Annotated in this window: 21 protein-coding genes; 10 read left to right on the top strand and 11 right to left on the bottom strand. The window is 43.4% G+C overall.

The genetic code is table 11. The features are described from left to right. Nucleotides 1–471 precede the first annotated feature (471 nt). The gene (locus HFA01_RS13620; RefSeq protein ID WP_146817141.1) at nt 472–1,236 is read left to right on the top strand and encodes a tyrosine-protein phosphatase; all 765 of its coding nucleotides are present in this window, start codon (nt 472–474) and stop codon (nt 1,234–1,236) included. Nucleotides 1,237–1,713: 477 nt separating this feature from the next. Here HFA01_RS13620 and HFA01_RS13615 read toward each other — a convergent pair whose 3' ends face one another. From HFA01_RS13615 to HFA01_RS13590, 6 genes are all read right to left on the bottom strand, one after another. Beyond that, a complete protein-coding gene (locus tag HFA01_RS13615) occupies nt 1,714–2,517 on the bottom strand; it encodes a sugar phosphate isomerase family (RefSeq protein ID WP_167506239.1) in 804 nt (267 codons plus the stop codon). 13 nt (nt 2,518–2,530) lie between these two features. Further along, nucleotides 2,531–3,322, bottom strand: coding sequence for an amidohydrolase family protein (locus tag HFA01_RS13610; RefSeq protein ID WP_146817137.1), 792 nt, complete (start codon nt 3,320–3,322; stop codon nt 2,531–2,533). After that, nucleotides 3,319–4,323, bottom strand: coding sequence for a Gfo/Idh/MocA family protein (locus tag HFA01_RS13605; protein WP_146817135.1), 1,005 nt, complete (start codon nt 4,321–4,323; stop codon nt 3,319–3,321). The genes HFA01_RS13610 and HFA01_RS13605 overlap by 4 nt, the downstream gene beginning before the upstream one ends. Nucleotides 4,324–4,335: 12 nt before the next feature. Then, nucleotides 4,336–5,148: a carbohydrate ABC transporter permease gene (locus tag HFA01_RS13600; RefSeq protein WP_146817133.1), complete on the bottom strand. Its 813-nt coding sequence runs from the start codon at nt 5,146–5,148 to the stop codon at nt 4,336–4,338. 18 nt (nt 5,149–5,166) lie between these two features. After that, entirely contained in the window at nt 5,167–6,036 is an 870-nt protein-coding gene (locus HFA01_RS13595) for a carbohydrate ABC transporter permease (RefSeq protein ID WP_146817131.1), read from the bottom strand. Nucleotides 6,037–6,117: 81 nt separating this feature from the next. Beyond that, nucleotides 6,118–7,353: an ABC transporter substrate-binding protein gene (locus HFA01_RS13590; RefSeq protein WP_146817190.1), complete on the bottom strand. Its 1,236-nt coding sequence runs from the start codon at nt 7,351–7,353 to the stop codon at nt 6,118–6,120. A 336-nt stretch (nt 7,354–7,689) separates the two neighbouring features. On the opposite strand from HFA01_RS13590, the gene HFA01_RS13585 reads away from it, so the two are divergent. The 9 genes from HFA01_RS13585 to HFA01_RS13545 all read left to right on the top strand — a co-directional run bounded on the left by HFA01_RS13585 (nt 7,690) and on the right by HFA01_RS13545 (nt 18,853). Continuing rightward, a complete protein-coding gene (locus HFA01_RS13585) occupies nt 7,690–8,376 on the top strand; it encodes a DUF4867 family protein (RefSeq protein ID WP_146817129.1) in 687 nt (228 codons plus the stop codon). After that, the gene (locus HFA01_RS13580; protein ID WP_146817127.1) at nt 8,373–10,130 is read left to right on the top strand and encodes a solute:sodium symporter family transporter; all 1,758 of its coding nucleotides are present in this window, start codon (nt 8,373–8,375) and stop codon (nt 10,128–10,130) included. The genes HFA01_RS13585 and HFA01_RS13580 overlap by 4 nt, the downstream gene beginning before the upstream one ends. A 21-nt stretch (nt 10,131–10,151) precedes the next feature. Beyond that, the gene (locus HFA01_RS13575) at nt 10,152–12,203 is read left to right on the top strand and encodes an alpha-glucosidase (protein WP_146817125.1); all 2,052 of its coding nucleotides are present in this window, start codon (nt 10,152–10,154) and stop codon (nt 12,201–12,203) included. A gap of 80 nt (nt 12,204–12,283) precedes the next feature. Continuing rightward, the gene (sftI, locus tag HFA01_RS13570) at nt 12,284–13,627 is read left to right on the top strand and encodes a sulfoquinovose isomerase (protein ID WP_146817123.1); all 1,344 of its coding nucleotides are present in this window, start codon (nt 12,284–12,286) and stop codon (nt 13,625–13,627) included. Between the two features lie 17 nt (nt 13,628–13,644). Further along, the gene (locus HFA01_RS13565; RefSeq protein WP_146817121.1) at nt 13,645–14,817 is read left to right on the top strand and encodes a diphosphate--fructose-6-phosphate 1-phosphotransferase; all 1,173 of its coding nucleotides are present in this window, start codon (nt 13,645–13,647) and stop codon (nt 14,815–14,817) included. Beyond that, nucleotides 14,801–15,532 carry a GntR family transcriptional regulator gene (locus HFA01_RS13560; RefSeq protein WP_146817119.1) on the top strand — a complete coding sequence of 244 codons (732 nt, stop codon included), beginning with the start codon at nt 14,801–14,803 and terminating at the stop codon, nt 15,530–15,532. Before HFA01_RS13565 ends, HFA01_RS13560 begins: the two co-directional genes overlap by 17 nt. A gap of 15 nt (nt 15,533–15,547) precedes the next feature. Continuing rightward, a complete protein-coding gene (locus HFA01_RS13555; RefSeq protein ID WP_146817117.1) occupies nt 15,548–16,438 on the top strand; it encodes a class II fructose-bisphosphate aldolase in 891 nt (296 codons plus the stop codon). A gap of 20 nt (nt 16,439–16,458) precedes the next feature. Next, a complete protein-coding gene (locus HFA01_RS13550) occupies nt 16,459–17,892 on the top strand; it encodes an aldehyde dehydrogenase family protein (RefSeq protein WP_146817115.1) in 1,434 nt (477 codons plus the stop codon). A gap of 58 nt (nt 17,893–17,950) precedes the next feature. After that, the gene (locus HFA01_RS13545; protein ID WP_146817113.1) at nt 17,951–18,853 is read left to right on the top strand and encodes an AEC family transporter; all 903 of its coding nucleotides are present in this window, start codon (nt 17,951–17,953) and stop codon (nt 18,851–18,853) included. Nucleotides 18,854–19,198: 345 nt separating this feature from the next. On the opposite strand, the gene HFA01_RS13540 is transcribed toward HFA01_RS13545, so the two are convergent. The 5 genes from HFA01_RS13540 to HFA01_RS13520 form a co-directional block, all read right to left on the bottom strand. Then, nucleotides 19,199–20,557, bottom strand: a complete 1,359-nt coding sequence (locus HFA01_RS13540) for a GntP family permease (RefSeq protein ID WP_146817111.1) — start codon at nt 20,555–20,557, stop codon at nt 19,199–19,201. A 16-nt stretch (nt 20,558–20,573) separates the two neighbouring features. Beyond that, a complete protein-coding gene (locus HFA01_RS13535; protein ID WP_146817109.1) occupies nt 20,574–21,695 on the bottom strand; it encodes a glycerate kinase in 1,122 nt (373 codons plus the stop codon). Between the two features lie 122 nt (nt 21,696–21,817). Further along, the gene (locus tag HFA01_RS13530) at nt 21,818–22,864 is read right to left on the bottom strand and encodes a CdaR family transcriptional regulator (protein WP_146817107.1); all 1,047 of its coding nucleotides are present in this window, start codon (nt 22,862–22,864) and stop codon (nt 21,818–21,820) included. A 318-nt stretch (nt 22,865–23,182) separates the two neighbouring features. Then, nucleotides 23,183–24,382, bottom strand: a complete 1,200-nt coding sequence (locus tag HFA01_RS13525; protein WP_146817105.1) for a M14 family zinc carboxypeptidase — start codon at nt 24,380–24,382, stop codon at nt 23,183–23,185. A gap of 13 nt (nt 24,383–24,395) precedes the next feature. After that, the gene (locus HFA01_RS13520; RefSeq protein ID WP_146817103.1) at nt 24,396–26,096 is read right to left on the bottom strand and encodes a M4 family metallopeptidase; all 1,701 of its coding nucleotides are present in this window, start codon (nt 26,094–26,096) and stop codon (nt 24,396–24,398) included. Nucleotides 26,097–26,139: the final 43 nt, after the last annotated feature.

The following is a 26,139-nucleotide window of genomic DNA, read 5'->3' as shown; positions in this document are numbered from 1 at the left end:
TTTTCTTAACTTGGTAATCTTTAAGAACTATATAGTCTTGAGTGAGCAAGAACATTGCCAAAAATCTTTCGCCATAGTGGCGCCCATAAATGGATACCATAAAAATTGTATAGGAAATTTATTGAAAAAACTTTAATATTCAGGTTGCTTATTATATACTAAAGGTAGTAGTTCTGTATAATGAACAACTTGGTATATGATGAACGATATAGAAACTATAGTTATCCCACTTGTATTCTTCAGGGTCACAAGGAGCAGTGGTATAAGGAGATTCGTTATAGAGATTGTGAATATGGTAACTAAAGGCAAGGTCATTGAATGCTTTACCAGTTACAAGTGCTTTTTATAAATAATTATTCAATGGCTAAACTCTTAGAGATATTTTTTTGATCTTATGTTCTTTTTTAAGAACTGAAGAATAGGAACGAAGGACTAAAGGTATTCGCAATTATATAGAGAGGTGAAGGAAGTATGATTGATTTACACAATCACATTTTACCCGATATGGATGACGGGGCTCAAAGCATGCAAGAAAGTATTGATATGGCGAAAAAGGCAGTGGATCAAGGGATTGATACAATTGTCGCTACCCCCCATCATCTCCATTCCGAATATAATAACCCTAAATCACTCGTCATTCAGAAAACTGCTCAGTTGAATGATGAACTCTTTCAACAAGGTATTGAGTTAACCGTGCTACCTGGTCAAGTAATAAGACTTAATGGAGATCTGGAGGCTTTTAAATCGGAAGAAGTATTTTCTATTAATCATAATAGTGGATATATTCTGCTCGAATTACCACACCATGAGCTCCCCCACTATGCTAAGCAGATGCTGTATGATATTCAATTGCTGGGTTATAAACCAATACTCGTGCACCCTGAGAGAAATAAATTTCTTCGACAACAACCGAATGAGCTATACAATCTTGTTAGAAATGGTGCTATAACTCAAGTAACGGCGGCCAGTATTGTGGGGAAATTAGGAAGAGATATTCAAAAGTTTTCCCATCAAATGATAGAATTTAATTTAACCCATCTTGTAGCCTCCAATGCTCATGATACAAAAAAACGTGGATTCTTCATGAAAGAAGCATATAGTAAAATTGAGAAAAAGTTTGGGACAGATCTAGTGTATCAACTTATGGAAAATGCTCATGTTGTTCTTAAGGGTGAAATGGTATATACGGATCCACCAGAACGTATCAGAACAAAAAAACGTCTTGGGATCTTTTAACCTTTAAAATGTATGGGAGATGGTTCTTGGCTAATTACCGAACGCGCAATCAAAGGGAATGGAGCTTCTTATCCAATCCTTCTGTAGTCGCTCATAATTAGAAAGCCGCTTTTCTTTTAAATTGTTTTATTCTTTTTAATCAAAACGGAAGCCTCTACGTAGAGGCTTCCATTTTTTACGTCATAATGAGTTCTTCACTAATCCTTTGGAACCTTTCATTCATCAGTAACCTGCTGAAAAAGGTATTACCCGGGAAATTATTGTCTAATTATCGGCTGCATACTTGAAAAAAATCACGGATAATCGTGATTGGTTTTAGTACCCATGTGATTGTAGAAATCACTATCAACGATAAATACACTAAGAAAGATAGACATATATTCATAAGGGGAATGATCTCTTAATAGCCTAAAAAGCCAGGCTATTAAGAGATCATTCTTAGGGATATCAATATTTTATCTACTTTATTTTAGTTTGCTAGTAATCACTTAAAACTTTTTTGGCCGTTTCTTTAGTAGCTATGAACTGCAGATCTTCATGGTCCTGAAGTAAGGTGACTGGATAACGGACATCTTCTTCCCCGTAAATGGCTTGATAAAAGGCTTCTTGCTGCCATGATCCTCCATCGCAATAAAGGCGGATTTTCTTTGCATTAAGAATATCTTTCATCCCCAAGGTGATGGCCATCGGTGGAAATTCATCAAAACTTCCGCCATTGGTTCGAATACTATTCATCACGTGTGTTTCAGGCGCTAAGGATAGAATACGGGTTTTAGAGTTTTTGAAGTCTTCCGTAGTGACTTGATGGAATCTGGAAATGACAGGTTCATTGAAAGCGACATGCCCATGGACTCCCACTCCTCCCAAACATAGATCAATGCCACCAACCTCTTCAATTTTGTTGCTTATTTCATCAATGTTGTACACATCAGGAAAATGGCACTGATCTTTCGGGGGCCTGAGCAAAGGATTAAGGCTTTGGTAAAATTCGTTCATGAACTTTCTGAAACTAAACGCATGATCTTCTTCAATGGGACGTCCTTGCCAATCCAGGTATTCATCCATGTTGAAGATATGGAGGTTCTTCCATGAAATCCTTTCTTCATTACTGATGCGGGCTAGAATTGGGTATGGACGAACAGGTCCTACCGGCAAAATCAGCCTGGTTGGTAAATTTTCTTCGTTTCGTTCTTGAATAAAATCAGCAAGATAACGGGCAAAGTGATGGGCTGAAGCGACGGGATCCTCTGTCAACGTGTAGGAAACGTCTGTTCTATTCATCTTTTCCCTCCAATCATAAGTTAAGAATGGCATTCACATTACCTGATAAAATGCGTTTCTGAGTGTTTTCATCCAGATTAAGCATCTGAAATAGATTTTTATGGTCGTTGTAAGAAGCTTCCAAGTCGTCAAAGTGGACATCAGAACCGAAGACGAGTTTATTAAAAGCTCCTTCCCAGTAGAATAGATCCTGAAAGAAGGAAGGAGATTTTCGGTTTCGCCATCCCATTGGTGACCCTGACAAATCCACATAAGCATTGGGGTGGAAGCGAGCCATCATAGCGGCCTCTTCGTGCCACGGCATTCCCAAGTGAGCGATAAACATGGTCAGGTTGGGAAAAGAGCGCGCCACCCGGTCTAACATGACCGGGCGCATGCGGGCAGATGATACATCATCGCGCTGATCCACTTTCGTTTGCAGAATGAAGCCTGTATGGAAAAGGACCGGCATGCCAAGTTCTTCAATCTTCGCATAGATAGGGTCATAGCGGGGGTCATCATAATTGTGCAGCGGGCGGGTTGTTTTAATTCCTCTAAAGCCCTCGGCATATAAGCGTTCCACGTCTTCTATGGTTGACTCCCCCAAACGGATCACTCCAAATCCGATCACACGGTCGGGGAAGTCTTTCATCGCTTTTCTGACATCTTCATTTGTAGGAGAAAGATCTCCAAGCCAATTATCTGAAGGAAGACCGAGACCGCTTAAGCAGACACGGTCAATACCTATTCGGTCCATGTGCTTTATTAAATTCTCCGTATAGTTTGGGACGTTAAGGATGTGGTGGTGCATATCAATGACGCTCATACTTTTCCTCCTTTAATAGAAGTAAATGAATCTAACAGAATTTCCTTTCCGGTTCGAACCGACTCCTCCGCGGCAAAGGCAATTCTATGACTCCAATAAGCTTCCTTTAGAACTCCGTCCATCGTCTTTTCTGATTTGATCAGACGCGCGAATTCTTTCATCTGTTCAACCTCACCTGGATGATCATAACTTGTTTGTTCAATTCCACCAAGGTGAAAAAGGAGGGCGTTTTCTGTGTTCCCTGAGATCAGTTTTTGCTTGTTGGGATTGTATATAAACTTATTGTCTTTTTGAAGAACGCCGACTTCCAGATGGTGTTGCTCATAGGATAGAGAAACCCCCAAGTTTCCAAAGGTTCCGTTCTCGAATTCTACAATGACCCATCCGTTTTCTATCATCTCTCCAGGGTGGTCTCCTTTCGCGAATACAGCACGAGGAGGGGACTTTATAAGATTGACCATAAGATCAAAATGGTGGATGTTTTTTTCTAAGAATGTCCCCCCGGTCCGGCTTCTTCCCAGTCGCCAACTCTCACTTCCCGCACGAAAGGGTGGTCTGAACTCGTGGCACCAAACGGATAGAAGGGGTATTGTACCCAAATGTTTTTTAAAACGAATGAAACCAGGGTCGTGTCTTAGTTCTGTACCGATCACAAAAGTTTTTTCGTAAGTTTCTATCTTTTTATAAAAATCTATGAATGAATCATGTTCCGTAACCAAGGGCTTTTCTGTAAAGATAGCCACCTGGTTTTCCATCGCTGTGTTCATGTTTTTTTCGTGAAGATCATTGGGTGTAGCAATGACAACAGCATCGATCCTCTCATTCCTATACAGTTCTTCTTCCTTGTGATAAAAATGTGCCTCAGGGTAGAGGTGTTCAACAAACGGTTTTGTTTCTTTATCTACATAACCAGCGACTGAAAATTCGTTGGTGTGTTTCATTGCGTTAAGTAAGGATTTTGAACGATTCCCAGCACCGATCAACCCAATCGAAATGGTCATCTCAACAGCTCCTTATCCTTTTACTGATCCAGCTGTCATTCCAGCTATGAAGTATCTTTGCAGGAACACATAAGCAATAATCATGGGTGCTGAAGCAATCATGACACCAGTAAACAACATCGGGAAGTTCGTCATATACTGTCCTTGGAATTCTAATAGAGCGAGAGGCAGGGTTTTGTATTCGTCTTTCGTAATGAACAGCAAAGGATACAACAAGTCATTCCAATGCATGACAAAAAGAAAGATGGCTGTTGCTGATAAGGATGGCAACGATAATGGCAGGGCAATTCTGCGGTACACCTGCCAGTTGTTCGCTCCATCAATGGTACAAGCTTCAAATAATTCTTTCGGAATAGTCTTCATAAATCCTGTCAAAATGAAGACCGCCACTGGTAAAGTTACAGATATATTGACAATCATCAATCCACTGAGTGTATTGGTTAAGTCCAACCGGTAGATCAGTGAGTAGAGTGGGATCATATTTACCTGTGCCGGCACCATCATTCCGAGGGTGAACAATCCGAAAAGTAAACCGCCCATCCATTTGTTCATTCTCGTAATGGCATAGGCAATTAAACTGGCAAAAAACAATGTGAACGTTACGGATACAAGGGTAACAATGACACTGTTTTTGAAATATGTAGCCATAGCTGTCTCATTGAAGATCTGTACATAATTGGAGAAGTTGAATGATTCAGGCAGGCCTATGGGATTCTCATACATTTGTGATGTTGTTTTAAATGTAGAAAAGAAGACGGTCAACATTGGAATGATGATGATGGCTGCATAAATGAACAGCAGCACTCTTTTTCCTAATCGATCCATAAATTCTTTCCCTCCTTTTTACGTGGCTTTTGATCTTAAGACTCTCATTTGAACAATGGTGATAATCGCAATGACAATCATGAAAATGACAGATTCAGCTGATGCATATCCGAAGCGGTAGCTCCGAAAAGCTGTATTGTAAATAAGCGTTGCCAGGATTTCTGTAGAGTAGTTCGGGCCACCCCTGGTCATGGCAAAGATCAAATCGAAGGCCTTAAATGATTGGATTGTTGTATAAGCGACAACAATCGTAGCCGCAGGTGCAACGAGTGGCCAGGTGACTTTTTTGAACGTCTGCCATTTGTTTGCTCCTTCCATTTTGGCGACCTCATATAAATCTTTCGGGATCCCCTGTAGGCCAGCGACGAAGATAATCAGCATCTGCCCCGTATGGAACCAGACTTGAACAGCGGAAATGGAGTAAATGGCGATATCTTCATTTCCAATCCAATTCAAAGCAAGTGAATCCAGGTTAATAGCCTGCATGACGGTGTTGATCAGTCCGAGGTTCGGGTCATACATATAGGACCAGATAAAAGCAACGGATACGGAAGACAAAATCGTTGGAAAAAAGTAAAGCGCTCTTAAAAATACACTGCGTTTAGAGTTCTTCGTTAAAAACAGGGCGAAGACTAATGAGAACAAGGTTTGAAAGATTACGACAAACATCATGAACTCAATATTATTCACTAAAGATTTACGGAAGATCGCATCAGCCGTGAAAATTTCAACGTAGTTGCTGATTCCGACAAAATCGTACTCTGCAGATAATCCATCCCAGTTCGTGAAGGAATAGAAAAGAGCACTTAATGTAGGGTAAATAAAAAAGATCAAGTATAGGATCAATCCTGGAACGACAAATAGGTAAATGGATTTTCCAGCTTTCATAAGTGCCTCCTTAGTCATAAATAGAAGAAGAAAGCGTTTGTTATCATGAACGTCGCTTTCTTCCCCTATAAGGAATCATGGTTATTCTACAAATTGGTCGACCACTTTTTGTGCTTCAGCTGCGGCTTCTTCTGGGTCTGTCCCTCCGATGACGGATTGAATGGAAGCAATGACCGCTTTTTCAATGTCTGCACTATTGATTAAGTAGCGAGGTTGGAAGCGTGTCTCTTTGTCCATCCAATCGGCTGTGTTTTTCAACACTTCAGATTCATAATTCACATCGCTGACGGTTAGGTGCTGACCCGTTTCATTTGCATAAGTACTGGCATTCTCAGGTTGGCTTAAAAACTCAATGAATTTCTTCGCTTCATCTTTTGTGTCAGAGTTCTTATTGACAGCCATCATAAATGTCGTGGTGTGAATCCCTTCATAGACGGCTTCATCTGCAGGAACGGTAATCGGTGCCAGAAGTCCAAGCTCCATGTCTGGATTCTGTTCTTTGATACTAGCCATGGCATACGAACCACTTCCGAGCATCGCTGCTTTTTCTTGAGCCATTAGTGCAATCGCACCGTCGTGTTTCGTTCCAAGGGAATCATCTTGGAAATACCCTTTGTCGGCTAATTCCTTGAATTGACTTAGGGTTTTGACCCACCACTCGTCCGTCAATTTTGTTTCTCCATTTTCTAATTGTGTAAAGATATCTTCATCTGTTGCATTATTCATCATCATGCTGTTCATCAACTGTCCTGGGCCGATGTCCGCACCAGGAAATGCCATGGGTGAGTACCCGTTTTCTTTCAAAGTCTCATTCATAGCTAAAAATTCTTCCCAACTTTCAGGGATATCAATTCCTAATTCTTCAAAGATCCCTTTGTTATACACCGGCTGGTTAAACACAAGCTGATAAGGAACAGCCCATTGTTTTCCATCTTTCTGACCAGCTTCAAGTAAACTCTCATTGAAGTTGGAGATGAATTCTTCTCCAGATAAATCCGTCATCAATCCTGCTTTATCCATAATTTCGAATTGAGAACCTGGGAAGGATGTGAATACATCCCCGACTTCTCCATCTCGAATGAGTGTCTGTGCTGTGGATTGATATTGTTCGGATGGATAAATGGTCATATCCACTTTAATTCCTTCATTTTCCTTTTCAAACTTTTCGATGAGTTTATCGAAAACCTCTTTATCTTCCCCACGCCAATGAATGAAACTAATCGTTTTACTCCCATCAGCATTATCAGATTCACCAGAGCTTTCAGATGAACAAGCGCCTAGAACCATTGTCATTAGAATAAACACGGCAAGCATCATATGCTTAACATTCACTACTTCGTCCCCCTTTTGTTTTACATACTAACGTTGCTACCTTAATTAATAACGTTACAACCTTTTATTCCATACCTCCTCCCTTGATAACGCTTTCATTGTCTAATATTATATGGACGGGCCCTGAATATTTCAACACTTTTTAGAAAATTAAAAATTTTGTTTTTGATATAAATATGATTAAAACGCTGTTTCATACGGTTTTGTGGAAGGTAATTAAAATTTCCTCTTGCCAGATTGAATGCGCTTCCAGTACAATAAATAACAACAAACATACCTACGTTTTTTAAAAGGTAGATATCTTTAATGTGGAGGGATGATATGCTAGACCAATTGCAAAAGATGAATGTTTCTCTAAATATTCGACACGTGGAGGAAAGTTCCTTTAAGAATTTTGGCCGAATACTTGATACTTTTCCTGATGAAAAGCTCATTCATTTGATGGAAGATCTCCCGGTTCCGGAAAATGGGAATGTTTATGTCCCTTCCGAACCTGTTTTGGAGTTAAAGGACTTGAAAAGTACTATTGAAAAAAGGTACTACGGCGGCATGAACATTCAAATTGGTTACTGTAATGGGAACAATTCCAATCTAGGTGGACTGGAATATCATAAGGGCAGCGAAATCAATGTAGCTGCGACTGATTTGGTCTTACTTTTAGGGCACTTGAATGATGTGGAGGAAGATGCTTTTTCTACAGAACATTTGAAAGCGTTTTATATTCCGAAAGGGTATGCCATCGAAATGTTCCAAACGACCCTTCACCTCGCTCCTTGCAAAGTGACCGGAGAAGGATTCAAATGTATCGTCATTTTACCTGAAGGTACCAATACTCCATTAAAGGATGAAGAAAAAGGGGAAGATTCCTTACTTTTTATGAGAAATAAATGGCTGATTGCCCATGAGGAACATCAAAGGTTTGTCTCTCAAGGCGCACATGTCGGAATTAAAGGTCCCAATGTATTTGTACAATATTTGAACGATAAAGAAGGAGGAAGTCAATCATGAGTATTCTATATACACTGGTCACGTGTATCTTGTTTATGGGATTGGTCGGATGGGTGTCTTACCGGAAGGCGAAAGGGCAGGTCAATGATTCTGATGGGTATTTTCTGGCCGGTCGTGGATTAACAGGTGGGTTTATTGCTGGTAGTTTGCTGCTGACAAACTTATCAGCTGAGCAATTGATTGGTTTGAATGGACAGGCTTACCGCACGAACTTGTCCAACATGGCTTGGGAAGTGACGGCACCGATTGCTGTCATCATTATGGCATTGATCCTGCTTCCTAAATACTTAGGTGGTGCATTTTCCACTCTTCCTGAATTTTTAAGTACACGATTTGATGATGGTGTCAGACGTTACATAGTGGTCCTGTTTATGCTCGGGTATGCGTTTGTCACCATTCCTTCTGTTCTTTATTCCGGCGCCCTAGCGGTGCTGAAGCTCTTTGATGTTCCGGGTCTCTTAGGTATTTCTTTCGAGTCATCGGTTTGGCTCGTTATTTGGGTGATCGGTATTATCGGAGCAATATATGCGATTTTCGGCGGATTAAAAGCGGTTGCAGTATCTGATACGTTGAATGGAATTGGTTTGCTGTTGATTGGTTTGATGATTCCTGTAATCGGTCTTTTCGTATTAGGGGACGGGAACTTCTTTCAAGGATTCAAGACGATGGCTACTGATAATGCAGACAAGTTGAATGCGATTGGTGGAAAAGAAGATTCTGTTCCATTTTCCGCTATATTCACCGGTATGATCTTCATGAATATGTTCTATTGGGGGACGAACCAGTACGTGATTCAGCGTGCCCTGGGAGCAAAGAACCTGGCGGAAGGTCAAAAAGGGGTCTTGTTCTCCGGTTTTTATAAGTTGGTTGTTCCTATTCTTATGATGATTCCAGGAGTTATTGCTTTTCATTTATATGGGTCAGGATTCCAAACGGTTGATTTGGCTTATCCAACCATGGTGACCAATTTGATGCCTACGATATTCTCAGGATTGTTTCTAGCTGTATTGTTAGGTGCGGTTTTCTCAAGCTTTAATTCACTTTTGAACTCAGCGGCAACGATGTTTGCTTTAGATGTGTACAAGCCTGGTTTTAAACCAGATGCTTCTGATGAACAGTTGATTCGGGTAAGTAAATATTTCGGTACGATTTTGGCACTCGTTTCATTCTTTATCTCCCCGATGCTCATGAGTGCACCGGATGGACTCTGGGATATCATTCGTAAGTTTACCGGATTCTTTAACATTCCGATTATCGCCATCGTGCTCATAGGAATTGCATCCAAATTTGTTCCGCCACTGGGCGCGAAGATTGCAGTGATTTTTCACGTCATTACGTACTACATGCTTGTATGGGGATTGAACCAGATGTTCGGCATTGAAATCACGATGAACTTCATCCACATTTCTGCGATCCTTTTTGTTATCGAAGTCGGTATTATGTTGGCAGTCGGATATATTCGCCCACTTTCTAAACCTTATTCGTTCAAGCATGCTCCTAAAGTGGACATGGTCCCGTGGAAGTATGCGATTCCGACAGCGATTATTTTGTTAAGTTTGATTGTATTTACTTACATCGTCTTCTCTCCAATCGGGCTTGCTTATCCGGAAGCGGTGGTTTCTCAATGGTTCTGGATCGCTTCTGGTGTGTTGATTGGTTTAACTTCTGTAGCACTGGTCTTTGCTATGAAGAAATGGGAAAAGAAATATGACCGTGTCGTAGAAAAGCAAATGAAAAAAGCAGCTAACTTATAATTTTCAAGGAGGATTTTATCCATGCAAACGAAACAAAAACAAGGGCTTTCTATTCAATACCAGGACAATACGTTCGAAGTTGTGCTCGATGGAAGAAAGATTCTTGAGCATACACCGACATCCCCGTGTTTATTTGTCGGTCAAGGAGAAGAAAAAATTGAGATGTACCGAGGCAATTATGAGATTGAAGATTATGTAGTAGAACGATTCGGATTGAAGAGTTTTGAAGTAATGCATGAAAGCGAACAGGGTTTCCGCGTTGACTTTAAACGGACTTCCATGGATTCAGAAACTCTATCGGTAGCCTTCAGCTATGAAAATCAAAATCTGAAACTGGATTTTTCCGGAGATCGAAAGTCTTTCAATCGATTTTGGGTCCGTATCGCCGCTGATTCCACAGAAAAGGTGTACGGATGCGGAGAGCAGATGTCTCATTTGAATTTGCGGGGCAAACATTTCCCATTATGGACCTCTGAGCCAGGGGTTGGCCGGAACAAAAAGACGTACACCACTTTTTTAGCAGACCTTCATGATCAGGCGGGGGGCGACTATTATCATACCAATTACCCTCAGCCAACATTCCTGTCTTCGAAGAAGTATTTCTGTCATGTCGATACGACTGCCTATGCCGACTTTGATTTTCGAAAAGATCATTATCATGAACTTCAAGTGTGGGAAGTCCCATCGCAGATTATGTTTGAAACGGGAGCAAGCATTAAAGAGTTAGTGTCCCGACTGACTCATCATCTAGGAAGACAGCCGGAGCTTCCGGAATGGACTTATGATGGCATCTGGCTCGGTATGCAAGGCGGCACGGATGAGGTTCAAAAGAAAATCGATGCTGCACGTGATAAAGGCATGAAGGTAGGGGCTGTCTGGGCTCAGGATTGGCAGGGGAAAAGAGTCACCTCTTTTGGCCGCCGTTTGAACTGGAACTGGCAGTGGGATGAGAACGAATATCCGGAACTGGACCAAAAACTGAAAGAATGGAAAGAACAAGGCATCCGTTTCTTAGGCTATATTAATCCTTATTTGATTTTAGATGGAGAATTGTATAAAGAAGCAGCGGAGAATCATTATTTTGTCCTCAATCAACAAGACGACGTTTATTTAGTTGACTTTGGTGAGTTTGACTGCGGAATTGTCGACCTTACAAACCCTGCAGCCTTTGAATGGTATAAAGGTGTCATTCAAAAATATATGATTGATTTCGGTTTAGATGGCTGGATGGCTGATTTCGGAGAATACTTGCCGACCGATGCCAAGCTCCACAATGGTGAGCCGGCAATGCTTATGCACAATGCCTGGCCGATGCTGTGGGCGAAAGTGAATTTCGAAGCTGTTGATGAAGCTGGTAAAACAGATGAGATTGTCTATTTCATGCGTGCAGGCTACACAGGAAGCCAAAAGTACTGCCGTTTGTTGTGGGCGGGAGATCAGAGCGTCAACTGGGATCTTGATGATGGGATCGCGTCTGTCATCCCTGCTGCCCTGTCTGCGGGCCTTGTCGGAAATGGGCTTCACCACAGCGACATCGGTGGATACACGAGTCTGCATGGAAACAAGCGTTCCAAAGAATTGCTGCTTCGCTGGGTGGAACTCGCTGCTTTTACGCCGGTAATGAGAAGTCATGAAGGAAACCGACCGACCGATAGTCACCAGTATGATCATGATGAAGACACGATGAATGCATTTATAAGAATGACAGATGTCCATGTGACGTTGGCTCCTTATTTGAAAGATCTTGTGAAAGAAAATACGGAAAAAGGGATTCCGGTTCAGAGACCGTTGTTTATGGAATTTGAAGATGACGCACAGACATATGATCTTCAATACCAATACATGTTGGGAGACGATGTGCTTGTTGCACCTGTCTACGAGGAAGCAGCGAGCCAGTGGAATGTTTATCTTCCGAATGAAACATGGGTTCACCTCTGGAGTGGTGAAGAATTTGACGGAGGCCATGTAGAAGTTTCCGCTCCTATCGGTCAGCCTCCTGTTTTTTATAGAAAAGGATCCGGATATGCTGATCTCTTTGGGAAGATTCGAGAAAAATATACACCCGCTGAATAAAATAAAGGTAATAACCTTTGTTTAAAGGTAGGTATGTATGGTATGATGTTTTCAAATAGAGAAAAAGGTGGGACGGATCAATGAGCATGAAAGTATTGTATCTTCCGATTGGGAGAAAAACATTTGATTTAGAAGCAGGAGAAATCCAAAGGAAAAAGAGTTCGGAGATGTTGAACGAGTTAGGCATTGAAGTAATTCAACCGGAGGGCATCCTTACTTCACCGGATGACTTGAACGACTTTTTGAAAGCGATTGCCAAGGATGACATCGGCGTTTCCATTTATCAAAGTGTCACGTTCGCGGATGGTGAATTTGTAGAAACACTGATCAAGCAGGTGGAAGCGCCTGTCATGGTGTGGTCCATCCGTGAACCGAGCATTAACGGACGTTTGCGCTTAAACTCCTTAACGGGTGGGAACAGCACCAGCCACGTGTTGAAATGTGCGAAGCATCCTTATTCCTTCCTTTTCGGTAATCCGGAAGAGGCTCAAATTCGCGGGCGTTTAAAAAAATATTTAAAAGTTCAGCAGATGATTCAAGATTTAAAGCAATTCAAAATTGGCGTCATCGGAGAACACCCTCCCGGCTTCTTTTTCTCAGGAACGGACGAAGAGATGCTTCAAAAGCAACTGGGGGTTGAGGTTAAAAGTGTCGATTTGATGAAAGCTTTCGAAGAATCTAAGAAACTTTCAGAAGGTGAATGGGAGCATGCGATTGACCGAGCGCAGCAGCAGGTGATCGGCTTGAACAGAAATGATGAAACCGTTCAGCGTTTTGCTCAGTTCACGACTTATGTCGAGTCTGTCGTTAATCAAGAAAACCTTTCAGGCCTCGCCATCCGCTGCTGGCCGGAGTTTTTCAATGAATTAGGAGCAGCCGCTTGTTCAACACTATCCCAATTTACCGAAGACGGAATCGTCTCTTCTTGTGAATCGGATATCCATGGTTCTGTTTCCATGTTTATTTTACAGCAACTGAGTGGAGGAAAAGCGCCTTACTTAGGAGATATGGTTCATGTGAATGAAGCGAGTAATTCAGTCGTCTTCTGGCATTGCGGCGCAGGTGCCTACTCTCTTGCTCACCCTGACCAGGGAGCGCAGCCTGGCGTGCACCCTAACCGTAAACTCGGATTTACGATGGAATTTGGTCTGAAGCCAGGGCAGGTAACGATGTTCCGCGTCAGCTATACACCAGATGGGTATCGTCTGCTTATCATGAGAGGAAACGCATTGGATACTCCGAAACGATTCAACGGGACGTCTGTAGAAGTAGAACTTGAGACGGAGATCAATGACACGCTGTACAGTTTAATGGAAGAAGGTTTTGAGCCTCACTATGCTCTTGTTTACGAAGATGTCGTTGAAGAGCTTGTGGAACTTGGGCGTCAACTGGACCTTGAAACTATCGTCTATACGAAAGATTGATTGAAGGAGGACACCTGATGAAACATGTCGCAGTAGGGCAAGCAGGAGGACCGACAGCTGTCATCAACGCTACCCTGGCTGGTTTTGTTGAAAGTGTAAAAGAACAGTGTCAATTGACCTTCGTTGAAGGAGGTTATCAAGGTCTGGTGGAAGAGAACTTTCTTTACGGTGGTTCGGAAGTCATTGATTGGATTCTTGAGAATCAGTCAGTGCCGGGGGCGTGCCTACAATCCGGGCGTTATCCTTTTAACGATGAGGCGATTGCTCAAGCGGTCCATTCCCTGAAGAAGCACCAAATCGATACCCTCGTATTTATCGGTGGGAATGGAACGATGGAAGCTTTGTTAAAAGTGAAAAAAGAAGCCGAACGTCAGGGTTACACTCTGCAGGTACTCGGACTACCGAAAACGGTGGATAACGACTTAGGAGGCACAGACCATGCTCCTGGTTTCGCAAGTGCAGCGAGATCGATCGCGCAGACGACGAAGGATTTGAGTCGTGATCTATATTCCATGAAGAACTTTGAGCAGGTCCGTGTTCTGGAAACGATGGGCCGGAATGCAGGGTGGTTAGCTGCCGCTGCAGGAGCTTGGAGAGAGTATGAGGAAGAGGGCCCCCATTATATTGCTCTTCCGGAACAGCCGTTGAATAAGGATACATTGTTAACAACAGTCAAAGAAGCATTGAGTTCCTATGGTTACGCCATTGTCGTGGTCAGTGAAGGAGTTCAGTGGGAACAAGGATCTCAAATTGAACTCAATCACGTAGGCGGACGCTCCATTCTCGGAGGTATTTCCAAGGAAATCAGTGAATTTATCAGGGAAGAGTTACATGTGAATACTAGGGCAGAACTGTTAGGGATGAATCAACGGGCAGATACGTCGTCTCTATCCCCCATCGATACCTATGAAGCTTATCAGGTTGGCAGAGAAGGTGGGCGGTGGGTGCTCGAAGGGTATGATGCAGTCATGGTCGCTGTTGGGCGAAAAGCATCAAATTATTATACAATGGAGATAAAACCAGTAAAACTTGAAAATGTGATTGCTGAGGGAGAAAGGCTGTTACCAGCTCAATTCATCACAGATCTAAAGGCTTATTATCAATGGTTGACTCCACTGTTAGGAGGTGACCGGCCTTCATACCCTCCGCTTTCGAAAAGGAGAGTCGAATATAGTGAACACCAAAGTTAATCCCAATAAAGATTTAGCCCTATACTTACAATTGAAAGAATTATTCATTGATCGTATTCATAATGGACAATGGGAAGCTGATAAATTGATTCCGACTGAACAGGAACTTATGAAGGAATTCGACGTCAGCCGTACAACGATCCGTCAGGCCATTTCCATTCTCGTGCAGGAAGGATTGGTAGAAAAGAAACAAGGTCGCGGAACAATCGTGAAACCTAGAAAATTGAGCGGAAACTTGAGTCAATTGAAAGGGTTCGCTGAAGAGGTTTTGGAACGTGGTCAGGTTCCCCGAAGCAAGTTGATCCGGGCAGAGTTTAAATCCAACCTCCATCATGAAAAATCCATGCTCGAGGTCAAAGACGATGCACCCATTTTGTTAATTGAACGGATTCGTTTAGCGGATGAAGTACCGGTGGCCCTTGAGCGTACATGCTGGCCGAAAGAGATCGGCGAAATCCTGATGAAGCACAATTTAGATGAAGCGCGTTACTACGAAATCCTTGAAAACTACAACATTTATCTGAATAGAGCCAGCGAAAAGATAGCAGCCATCAATGCAACCATTGATGAAGCAGATGCTCTCGGAATACGGGGAGGCGAAGCTCTTCTTGAAATGACGAGGCTGAGTTTCGGTGTCAATGAACGGCCGATTGAATATACGAAAACGAAATATCGTAACGATCAATACCATTATAGTCTTGAACTTAAACGATAAAAGGAGTGGTCCTCTATGCCATTTGTGGATGGAAAAACATTGCTAACCCATGCTTATGAGAACAAGTACGGAGTCGGAGCCTTTAGTGCTCATAATGCGGAAACCATTTTAGCTATACTAGAAGCTGCGGAAGAAAAGCAAGCCCCTGTGATGATTCAGATTGGCCAGAAAGTGATACAAACCCTGGGCTTGCAGCCGATGAAAGATATGGTCGATTCTTTTGCGAAAGAGTTCACTGTTCCTGTATGTATCCACCTCGACCACAGCCGTCAGTATGAGCAGACAATGGCAGCCATTCAGTCCGGTTTTCAATCGGTGATGTTCGATGGTTCGGGATTGACATTTGAAGAGAATACCATAATTACGAAACAGGTGGTCAATGCTGCCCGGGCGCTTGGCATCGGCAGTGAAGGGGAAATCGGTAAAATTGGTGGAACCGAAGATGATATAACGGTAGATGAAAAAGATGCGTTGATCACGTCAACTGAGGAAGCGATCGACTTTGTGAATGAAACGGATGTCGATTATTTAGCGGTATCCATAGGAACGGCCCATGGCATTTACAAACAGACACCAAACCTGCGATTCGAAAGGTTGAAAGAAATATCTGAAGCTGTGGCTCGACCAATCGTTCTGCATGGCGGTTCAGATGTGCCGGATCAACAAGTCCAGGAAGCTATTAAGCTGGGGATCTCCAAGATCAATGTAGACACGGAACTTCGCCAGGCCTATACGCAAGGACTGCAGGATTATTTGGCTTCAAATCCAGAAGACATTGTTTTAGCTAATTCCTTAGGTGCAGGTCGTGAGCGAATGAAGGAAAAAGTGAAAGAAAAGATTGATGTCTTTGGAAGTGCTGGACGTGCGGAAGCATTTAGCAATGAACAAAAGGTCGTAACGTTATAATATATAAGGAGGTTGTTGTAATGAATAAAGTAGCAACAGACTATTCTTTCGGTTTATTTATCAATGGCGAATGGCGCACAAAAGAAGAGACCGTTCCTGTCTTGAACAAATACAATCGAGAAAAAATCGGTGAGACAGCCGTAACCAATGAATCCGACGTCAAGGAAGCTGTTGAAAGCGCCAAAGAAGCTTTTAAAGTGCCTTTCTCTTTATATGACCGTTATCAAGTTTTACTGAAAGTCGCTCAATTACTTAGAGACAACACCGAGGAATTTGCAGCGGTCATTGCCAAGGAGGTCGGAAAACCGGTCAATGAAGCAAGAGGGGAAGTAGGTCGTTCTGCCTTAACTCTGGAAAATTCAGCGGAGGAAGCAAAACGTATCCATGGAGAAGAAATTCCTGTTGAAGCAGCTCCGGGATCTGAAAATCGTAAAGCTTTCACAAGACGTTATCCTGTTGGTGTGGTTGCTGCCATTACGCCGTTCAATGTCCCGTTGAACCTTGTCTGCCACAAAGTTGGCCCAGCGCTTGCAGCTGGAAACAGTGTTGTTTTAAAGCCCGCGGAGCAGACTCCGCTTACGGCTTTATTACTGACGAAGCTGTTTGAAGAAGCAGGACTTCCAAAAGGGAGACTGAATGTACTTACTGGAGAAGGTCATGAGGTAGGACCACTGCTGACATCCAATCCTGATGTGAATATGATTACATTTACCGGAAGCCCGCAGGTCGGAGAACGGATTCGAAAAGAAGCAGGCCTACGTGATGTCGCATTGGAACTTGGCAACAATTCCGCAACGATCGTTCACAAAGATGCCGATTTTGAACAAGCGGCACAACTGGTCGCACAAAAAAGCTTTAACAATGCAGGGCAGGTATGTATTTCCGTCCAGCGCGTCTACGTTCACGATGCTGTGTATGACCAGTTCCTTGAAAAAGTAAGAGAAGCGACCTCTCAAATTAAATTAGGAGACCCGATGGATCCTTCCACACAAATGGGTCCAATGATTGCAGAAGAAGAAGCGGTACGAGTTGAAGAATGGGTCAACGAAGCGGTGGCTGAAGGTGCTGTTGTTGAAACGGGAGGAAAGCGTGACGGTGTTTTCTACCAACCTACTGTTCTTACAAACGTGAACGCAGAAATGAAAGTTTGCAAGCAGGAAGTATTCGGACCTGTCGTAGCGGTTGATTCCTATGCTGATGAAGATGAAGTCATCTCTTACGTCAATGACTCTGAGTATGGACTTCAGGCAGGGTTGTTCACAAACAGCTTGGCTTTTGCTATGAAAGCCATGGATCAGATTCACGTTGGCGGCTTGATTGTTAACGATACTTCCGGCTATAGAGTCGACCACATGCCATATGGCGGCGTGAAGAAGAGTGGAACAGGAAAAGAAGGTCCACGCTATGCCATTGAGGAAATGACAGAAGAGAAAATTGTTGTATTCAACTTGTAACTAAGGAAGGGAGTCCATATGGCTCCCTTTTCTTAATTTGACTTATAGGAGACAGCATATGGAGTTTATCACGATCTTACTGCCGATTTTCTTAGTTTTTGGTATTGGTTATGGAGCTCAGAAGATCTTTCGGTTCGATACCTCTACGTTCTCAAAACTAGCTCTCTATATTCTCGTGCCGTTCCTTGTCTTCCAGACGTTTTACGAGGAAAAGATCACCTTTTCCTATGTTTATATTTCGATCTATATGCTGGGGCTCTGCATCATTATCATTGGCATCGTTTCGATCCTTTCCAAGGTGCAGAATTATACCGAAAAGGAAAGATGCGGGATGGTTTTGTCCTGTGCTTTTACCAATAACGGAAACTACGGGACACCACTCGTTTTATTCTTATTCGGAACGGCAGGAATGGAAACCGCAATTGTCCTTATGGTATTACAACAGCTGTTGATGAGTACCTTAGGCGTTTACTATGCGGCTAAAGGAGGAGGAGAGAAGGGAGATGGCATGAAGGCTGCCCTTCGTTCCGTTCGCCGAATGCCGATGGTTTACGGGGCTATAGCCGGGTTCCTTTTCCAAACGTTCGGCATCTCTATTGGAGAGCTTAAGGGAGGCGTAGATTTAATTGCGAGTGCTGCAATTCCTTTGATCATGCTCACTCTTGGCATGCAACTCGCGAACATCAAAATCAAAGGGTTTGAATATAAGAAAGTATCTATTGCCTTGATCATAAAATTGATTGCTGCACCAGCCATCGCAGCCGCCATTGTTTGGGCAATGCCTGTCGATCCATTGATGAAGCAGATTATGATCATCATGGCAGCCACTCCTACAGCTGCAAATACGACGATGTATGCGATCCAGTTTCAAACCGAACCCCAAACGGTTACGAGTGCGACTCTAGCAACGACAGTGCTCAGCCTGGTTACTATTCCTGTTGTGATTTTTTTAGCCACATAATCTTAGAATAGACGCCTTGAGCTAGGATGTCTTTTTTCTTTAATCCGGATCGGCTTTTTGTGGAAAGTTTTAAGGTAAGAATCCGATTGGTGTTGTTCATACTGTTTATTAAGAGGTGATGGTATGGAGCAATATGAGGGGGACTTTTTCAAAGGGCTTTTATGGGCCAGCCTTCTTTCTCTGCCGGTTTGGGGGTTGATTGGGGTAGTTGTTTATCTAGTTTGGTAGATGATATTGCTCAAACTGGTTGGGAAATCGCTCAAACTAGAAGCGGAATAGCCCAAACATATCGTGGATATTGATTTAAAAAGGTGGTGAGCCCTGCATGAGGGGTCACCACCTTTTTTATACGAATATAAACCATAGGATCGATGTGACAACAATGGCTGTCAGTCCTTGAAGCAACGTTCCCATCGTTTGCGCTTTGTAGGCTTGCGTGATGGACATCCCGCTGAATTCTTTCACGACCCAGAAATAACTGTCGTTGACGTGAGAAACAACCATTGCACCTGCACCGACGGCCATGACGACGAGCGCTAGTGGTACAGCTCCTTCGATTCCGATTTGCGGAAGGAGAGGTGCAATCAAAGTGGATGTAATGACAATCGCTGCTGTAGACGATCCTTGAGCACTCTTCAAGGCGGCTGCGATGATGAATGGAATGAAGATGAATACAGCTCCAACCGCTACATCATTCCCAGCTATTCCTTTGATGAGGTCAGCGATGCTTGTAGAGCTGATGACAGAACCGAAAGCTCCACCTGCTCCTGTAATCAACAGAATAGGAGCGGCTTCTTTAATTCCGATTCCCACCCATTGGGTAAGCGTTTCTTCATCAAATTTCGGAAGAAGAGTGAAGGCGAATAAGACGCCAACGAGAAGCGCGACAACAGGTGAACCTAGGAATAGGAAAAAGGAAAAGAGCGGACCTTCCCAACCAGCAAAAGTGATGACAGAGCTGAATCCTATCAGAAGAATGGGAACTAAAATAGGAGCGAAAGATTTAGCGGCCGAAGGCATATCACCAAAGCTGCTGACGACCTCGTCGTAATCATACAAAGCATCATCTTCACTTTGCTCAATGTGGATGTTCCTACCGGCTTTGACCGCCCAAAGATATCCAACCAGGATAGCAGGAATGGCGACGATGATACCAAATAAAATGACCGTTCCTAGATAGTTTTGGGCACCGATATTCCCTGCAGCTGCGATGGGTCCAGGAGTAGGTGGCACTAACGTGTGCGTAGCGAACAGACCAGTAGATAGGGCGATCGCCATGGATGCAACGGTAACCTTCGTTTTATTTGCAAGCGCTTTCTTGAGCGAGGATAAAATAACATATCCTGAATCACAGAAGACCGGAATACTCACTATACTGCCGATGGCACTCATGGCAAGCTGTGGTCTTTTTTCACCAACGATTCTTAAGACGACTTCAGCCATACGTAAGGCAGCTCCTGATTTTTCTAAAATGACACCAATGATTGTACCGAATACGATGACGAGTCCGATTCCTCCCATCAATCCTCCGAAACCGCCGTTGACGGCTGCTACGACATCTCCAAGTGGCATACCGGATAAAATCCCGATAGCAAAAGCAGAAATCAAGAGGGAAAGGAAAGGGTGAAGGTTGAATTTTGCCGTGGCTACAATAACAAATAAAACACCGAGTAAAATAATAAGTACAAGTCCGAAACCTTCCATATACTTCTCACTCCTTTTATTGTTTGGTGATTAACCTTGCGATTTGTCTTGATGTCTCAAATAAATATTCCTCTGCGTTTTTTAGGCAGTCTTCCAATGACACAGGTCCTGGAGCTATAGAAAAACAGCTGGTGAATCTCTCATTTAATGCGCCATAATTTGCACCTAAACTCCCTGATAGGAGAAGGACAGGCGTCTGGTTTTCTTTTGCCAGTTCCGCTACATACCCTGGTGCTTTTCCATAAAGGGTCTGTTCATCGCTTTGTCCTTCACCAGTAATGATATAGTCAGCATCACGGAAGGATTCTTTGAGCTGGATGGCTTCACCGATCAACTGAGCTCCCGATTCAAGCTGAGCACCAATCGTAAGAAAAGCAAATCCGAGTCCACCAGCTGCCCCGGCACCAGGTGTGTCCATGATGTTTTTATCAAGCTCTTCTTCCAAGAGTTTTCCATAGTGGTCCAGCGCATGATCATAAGCATATACTTGCTGCTCTGTTGCTCCCTTTTGTGGTCCATAGATTTGACTTGCACCTCGAGGACCAGTCAGTGGGTTGTCTACATCAGAAGCCACACGGATCGTGACGTCTTTGAGGCGGGAATCCAGTTCAGAAACGTCCACTCTTTTTAAGGCATGGAGGTCCTTTCCGTACATCCCTGTCTCCTTGCCCTTTTCATCGTAAGTCTTCATACCAAGTGCCTGTAACATTCCCAAGCCACCGTCGTTTGTTGAGCTTCCACCAATGGCTACCATGATATTCGTGCACCCCTCATCCAAAGCATGCGTGATGGCCTGCCCGATGCCATAGCTTGTTGTGTGGTCGGGATTGCGTTTTTCTGTTGGGACGAGTGGTAATCCGGCAATTTCTGCTCCTTCGATTACCGCCTGATGATCATTCAATTTTACATACCAGCTTTCTCTTTTTTCTCCTAGAGGACCTTTACAAGAAAAGAAGACTTTTTCATGGTTCACAGATGCAGAAAAGACCTCCAGCGTCCCTTCTCCGCCGTCAGCCATTGGCTTCACGATTGTATTCACAGATGGAATGACCGAATGAAAAGCTTTTTCCATGACTTCTGCAACCTGAATGGAAGACAAACTTCCTTTATAGGAATCAGGGGCAAAAACAACCTTCATCATTCACCCTCCTTTTTTAATGTGATTACCTTCTATTCAACAGGAAATGAGAAACGATAACAATTGATGAGAGCTACAAAATATCAGAAAAATGTAAGCGTATTCTTGTGCAAATGAACAAATCAACGGTTGATTAGAATCATTTGCAGGAGAATGGCATCTTTGAAATTCCGTGGATCCAATCCTACTTTTTTATGGACTTGATCGAGTCGGTAATGAAGCGTATTTCGATGGACATGCAATTCATCAGCTGTCCGACTCATTTTCAAATCGTTATTGAAAAAAGTATAGAGCGTTTCCAGATAGGGTGTTTCTAATCGATCCAGACGATTGGCATAAGGATCTGTGATTTCTATGTACGTGTCCTTTGTAATGCTTGAAAGAAGACGTTCGACTTTAAGTGTCCCACTGGGGATAATTTCTCCTGCTTTTCCTGCAATATCGATTGTCTGCGCTGCTTGTTTGAAAGATGTGTAAATCCCTTTAGCACTATACCCCGGTTCACCAACAGCTGCAGGTCCATCTGCTTTGATGGCCGGGATTTTCTCTTGAAATGGAAGAGGCATGACCACTAGATTCTCGTGAAAAGGAAGAATGAAGAGCGGTTTGAGTTGCAGCTGTTCGGACTGTGTGCGCAGCCGCTCGACGAAATCAAAAGGTGCGTTTGTTTGGAAAACGAAGACCTGCCATGCCTTCTTAAGGTCTGCACGTAAAGAATAGCGGGCTTCTTTCTCCAGGTCTTCGGTTTCTTCGTCTGAAATGAGCCGATGAAACCAGTGGTTCCACTGTCTTTCCTGATAAAAACTCTGCTTCTGGATATAGAGTTGTTCGAGCGCAATTTCGACCGATCCTTGAGTCATACCTGCTGCTTGATACACTTGATCTGGATCTCCTGTTAAACCGACGACACCTGCGAGTTCGCCCTTATGAAAAATGGGGAGGTTGACTCCAGGCTTCGTATTGGAATACTGGTTTGAAATCTCTTTCGTTATTTGTTGTGCTTCCAAAGTTTCTATAACTTTTTTCGCACCACCGTGGACTTGATTGATGCGTGCAGGGTCTGTACTTGCCACAATTTTTCCGGTTGGATCCATAAGGTTGATGGCAACATCGATGTATCTAGAGAGTCGATGGATAATTTCTTGTCCTAGGTGATCAGTAAGTTCCATGATGGATCACTCCTTTTCTAACATTCTATCAGACTGAAAGTTGATAGAATTACTAAGGGGGGAGAAGAACCAATCAAAGTCTGGTCGTTATCAATTAAAAGGCTTAAAGATTAGACCTCTCCTATACTCTTTCCTTTGAATGGGAGGTTTGTTGAATGGGGGAAGCGATTTTATAAGATAGTAGATAGTGGATGATGAGAGTTGTGAAGGGTGTTTAATCTTATAACAAAACCTGAACCAGCATTTGATCATGTAGTTTAGCATAAAAAGGTAAAAGTAAGAGCGAGGTGTCTGAATACGACACCTCGCTCTTTTGCACTATAAGCTTGGACTGTAAGCTGTTTCAGGGATCTCTTCGTACTCTTCAGGGTTTACATCTTCAACCGTGTCTTCCGCTACACCTTCAATAATTCCTCTCAGACCTGTTTCCACAGCTTTCACAAGCATTCCTTTTTTCTTCTGCCCCAGGCTCTGCGTTTGACCCGTCACTTCAAAAAGGACAGTACCGCTGCCGTTCAGTGCAAAAGAACCTAATGCTGTACCAGGCAGGTCCAGCCCTTGTCTGTAAAGGGTGATGTTGTCAAATGGTGAGTTGCCCATTTCTTGCAGCGCATCGTAGGCAGCGACATTCAACTGGCGGGAATAATCGAAATCATAGTTATCTGCATACTCAGAGTACTTTGATCCTTCTTCTGAGTTTGGATCAGGGACGAATTGTCCAGATAGAGACAAGGTGACAGGGTCACTTGTGCCATCTACATAGTAGAGTCCCTGGTGATGGAGGTCTATGAAAACATCGACCGTACCGAACTCATTTTGCAAGTTTTTATAAACATCACGGACCGTTTGGGCTTCCGGTGTAATGTACCACCCTGGCTGTGTGGAAGAACCTGGAACATCTTCCGCTTCCGGGACATAATCCAAATTAGGATTAAAGTCGCGGTTCACATCAAATCCTGGATTGGCTGCGTAATCGTCCCCTTGAATGTTGGGGTCGGTATAGTAGTTCCATGTCGGACCACCGGCCTCAGCCAGTTGAGGGAAGTCTTCAACGACTTCTGACCAGGACATGTCATTGCCTCGACGGTCGAGCTCCGAAGCATCAGGGTTCATTTTTGGAAGAGTAACAAGGGTTACCTCTTCTCTGATTTTTTGGGCGTGAGGGGAGTTACTTGAACCCAAATAGCTTAATAGATTCAGAATAGCTTCGGTTCCTGTTTTTTCATTGCCGTGGATCTCGCTTTCGATAAGGATGACCTTATCGCCGTGACCGACACGGGCTTGGTAAATATCAAGTCCTTTATTGGATTGGCCCACCACATCGACTTGTACGGTTCCTTGACTGGATTTTTCAATCTGCTCCAATTTTTTGGTCAGTTGAGCATAGTCTGTCCAACCCGAGCTGTTGTACGTTTGCTGCTCGGGTGTACCCGGGTGATTTCCAGCTGCAAACGTAGGGATGGCAATACTTGAAGCTAATACGATAGAACTAGCGACAGCAAATACTTGTTTTTTCATAAACTGTTCCTCCTTATTCTGTAATTCCTACTTGATTGAATCCACCTTCGGTAGCTTGAGCTTCTTCACTATTTTCACCATAGAGATCGACAGCTGATTGGATGATCGATTGTCGTGCATGGCTGAAATCAGATCCCGGCAGCAAATAGACGGTCAAAGCACGGTAATAGATTTGGCCGAGCTTCTCTTTCCCAATCTGCTCACCCGTAATGTATGCTGCATGGTTGATGATGGAAGAGTTGATGTGGACACCGCCATTATCTAAACCTATCGGCAAGGTATAGTATTCATCCATGTGCGAGGGATACATGCCATTGCCATCTCCATATGGAGCGTATTTTGCACCGACAGGATACTTGCTTGGATCACTCAGGCTTCTTAAGGATGTTCGCCCAGAAGCAATAGCATCTCCTCCCATGATATCTTCACCGATTTCCCAATCTTCTTCATCGACGAGTGCTCCGAAAATATCAGAGAATGCTTCGTTTAGAGCTCCGGATTGGAAACGGTATTTAAGACCTGCCGAGTAAGTGGTTACACCGTGAGCCATTTCGTGTGCAGCGACATCGAGTCCAGCGGATAGAGGGATGAAGAACTCACCATCTCCGTCACCATACGTCATTTGCTGGCCGTTCCAAAAGGCGTTGTTGTAATCTTCGCCATAGTGGACTGTAGACTTGATGGCCATCCCTTTCCCGTCGTTGGAGTTGCGGTCGTGTTCTTCTAAATAGTACTCGTACACTTTTTCAGAGTTGTAATGAGCATCGACGGCTGGTTTCTCGTAATCATCATTAAAGGAAGCATTTGGAGAAGTGAACAGCTTGCCCGGTAAAGCAGAGTAGTCCCAGCTGTTTTGTGCATCGTATGTGTAAATGCCGTCTAGATTTTCATGCGATTGATCAAACAGGTAAAAGTCCGTTCCGTTCGCTTCTACACCTTTTTCATTCCTGTGGGTAATGTGTAGGTTGCGGTGGTCGCCGAGCACACCTATTCCAGATCCTTTAGAAGATTGGTATCCATCAGCGTGCATAAGCGCGTTATATTTATCAATCACTTTTCCAGTGTTGGCGTCAACATAAATGAACCAGTTTCCTGGGTCTTCTCCAAGGAAGTTCACATTCACTTTATAGGCGAGGTAATTCTCATCCTGGAATGGATAGATAACAAGAGTGGATGATGGAGACTCTACGAGTTTCTCAGGAGCATTTACGGACTCCTTGGCGATTTCCAACCCACTAGTTTCGCTTAAAGAAGCGCTCGTAGAAAGATCTTCTTGTTCGATCGCCTCGTTGAACTGCCCGTTGACGGCTTGGACTTTGTTTTCCTTATCATAGTGGACAACCACTTGGTGGCCTTCTACTGGAACGCCATTCTTCTCTTGCTGAAGCTTGACGTGAGTCATTCCCAGTTCATCTTTTGTAACGGTTGCGTTCCCTAAACTACGGTCAGGGTCAGCCATTTTGAATCGATCCTTGTTCTTGTTCAAGTGTGTTTTCGCAGAGTTCTCATTCGCTTTTGTGTACTGTTCTTTCTGCTTTTCCTGAACAAAGATTGGACGATTGTCATGATCCTTATGTACACTTTTCTGCTGAATTTGTGCGTGAGCTTTTGGACTTGCGTTCTCACTGATTGCATGGGTCTGTGTCGGTGCGACCGTACCCATTAAGAGTGCTGATGATAAGACAGCCATTGGAATCACATGTTTTTTCTTCATAACCAACCTCCTTGTCATAATGTATCCAATTATAGGTAATGAA

Source organism: Halobacillus faecis (assembly GCF_007991335.1).
Taxonomy (GTDB): domain Bacteria; phylum Bacillota; class Bacilli; order Bacillales; family Halobacillaceae; genus Halobacillus; species Halobacillus faecis.
Note: the sequence above shows the minus strand (reverse complement) of the source record. Positions and strands in the feature narration are given on the sequence as shown.